This is a genomic window from Kitasatospora sp. NPDC058032 (assembly GCF_042885845.1).
Classification (GTDB): domain Bacteria; phylum Actinomycetota; class Actinomycetes; order Streptomycetales; family Streptomycetaceae; genus Kitasatospora.
Genome location: NZ_JBHVRK010000071.1, coordinates 1 through 1,679, shown reverse-complemented (window position 1 = coordinate 1,679; position 1,679 = coordinate 1). Strand labels below are relative to the sequence as shown.

Annotated in this window: 2 protein-coding genes and 1 pseudogene; 1 reads left to right on the top strand and 2 read right to left on the bottom strand. The window is 70.2% G+C overall.

Annotated features, from left to right (window positions below):
• Positions 1-669: cytochrome P450 (locus ACFVUH_RS37320; RefSeq protein ID WP_387918088.1), on the top strand; the 669-nt coding region annotated here is incomplete at its 5' end.
• Here the strand turns inward: ACFVUH_RS37320 and ACFVUH_RS37315 are convergent.
• Both ACFVUH_RS37315 and ACFVUH_RS37310 read right to left on the bottom strand, forming a co-directional pair.
• Positions 557-1,411, bottom strand: coding sequence for an AraC family transcriptional regulator (locus tag ACFVUH_RS37315; protein WP_073771983.1), 855 nt, complete (start codon positions 1,409-1,411; stop codon positions 557-559). The two genes, ACFVUH_RS37320 and ACFVUH_RS37315, sit on opposite strands and share 113 nt — an antisense overlap.
• Positions 1,412-1,436: 25 nt before the next feature.
• Positions 1,437-1,679, bottom strand: a pseudogene (locus ACFVUH_RS37310) (transcriptional regulator); the annotation flags it as partial.

The window sequence follows — 1,679 nt, the reverse complement described above, 5'->3', positions numbered from 1 at the left end:
GCGCTGGCCCGGTTCATCGTCGCGGCCGACCGGCGGCGGGGCGATCCGGCCGGAACCCGCCGCAGGCTGCGCGAGGAGCTGGTCACCCTGCTGCTGGCGGGACACGAGACCACGGCCAGTACGCTCGGCTGGACCCTGCATCTGCTGGAGCGTCACCCCGAGGCGCGCGACCGGGTCCGCGCCGAGGCCCGCGCCGCCCTCGGCGACCGCGTCCCCCGGCTGGAGGACCTGCACCGGCTGCCGTACACGACGATGGTGGTGCAGGAGGCGATGCGGCTGTTCCCTCCCGTGTGGATCCTGCCCAGGGTCGCCCAGCGGAGCGACGTGGTGGGCGGCTACACGGTGACCGCCGGCTCGGACGTGCTGGTCTGCCCGTACATCATGCACCGCCACCCGGGCCTGTGGGACGATCCCGAGCGCTTCGACCCGGATCGGTTCGAACCCGGGCAGGTGGCCGCCCGGCCCCGGTACGCGTACATCCCGTTCGGCGCGGGGCCCCGATTCTGCGTCGGCAGCAACCTCGGGATGATGGAGGCGGTGTTCGTCACGGCCCTGGTCACCCGCGATCTCGATCTGCGTACTGTCGCCGGACACCGGGCGGTTGCCGAACCCATGCTCTCCCTGCGGATGCGCGGAGGGCTACCGATGACGGTGAGTGCGGCGAGGTGAGCCGGCTCTCGAGGGCGAAGTGGGCCAGCAGGACCGGTGGATCGAGGGCGTCCACCTTACGCAGGAGGATGTCCACCGGACGGAGCAGCGCGCCGGGGTGCACCACGAGCGGTCCGCTGTGCCCGAGGAGCAGCGGTTCGGAGTCGAGCCGGTGGGGCTGGTGGCCGACGGAGTAGGAGTGGGCCAGGATGTGCCAGGTGCCCACGGGGACGTCCCGGAGCTCGAAGGCCCCGGGGCTCTCCAGAGTGGTCCAGCGCGCCGGCCGGCCCTGGCGCATCCTGCCGGGGAACAGGCCCACGAAGACCCGCTCCGGCCTCTCGCCCGGAGCGGAATGAATGCGTCCGCGTAACGAGAGGTTGTGGGCGACGGAGGTAATACGGCTCGCGGGGGAGGGGAATCCCGGCTGCACCCCGCCGAAGTCGCGATAGGCGCTCGGGGAAAGGCCCACACAGGCCTTGAACCGCGAGCTGAAGGTACCGACGCTGCTGTAGCCGACCTGGCTGCTGATATCGGCCACACTGAGTGCAGTATGCACCAGAAGTCGCTTGGCCTCCTGAATCCGTAAGGCGGACAGGAAACGCCCGGGAGAGGTACCGGTGACTTCACGGAAGATGCGGGTGAAATGGAACTTGCTGAACATCGCCGTGCGCGCCATGTCGTCGATCGTGAGGTTCTGACCGAGGTTGACGTGCATGTACTCGACGACCCGGCGGACCGCGTCCTCGATGGTGTTCGTGGTCACCGTAACTCCCTGTCGAAGTAGGCCGTCAACGGCGAGGTGGCTGAGTGGTACGGAGTTCCGGGCTGTCGGCCGCGGCGCTGTGCCGGCGCCGGACCATCTCCTCGGCGAACCGGCGCCAGGCGTCCGAGCAGTGCTGCGCCAGGTCCGCCATCGAGTCGACGCAGTGGGCGGGGACCGCGTCCGCGCGCCGGCGCCAGGCCTCGTCGACGACGAACCGGTTGTGCAGCCAGCGCATGAGTTCGCGCCCCTGGTCGGAGTGGCGCATGGA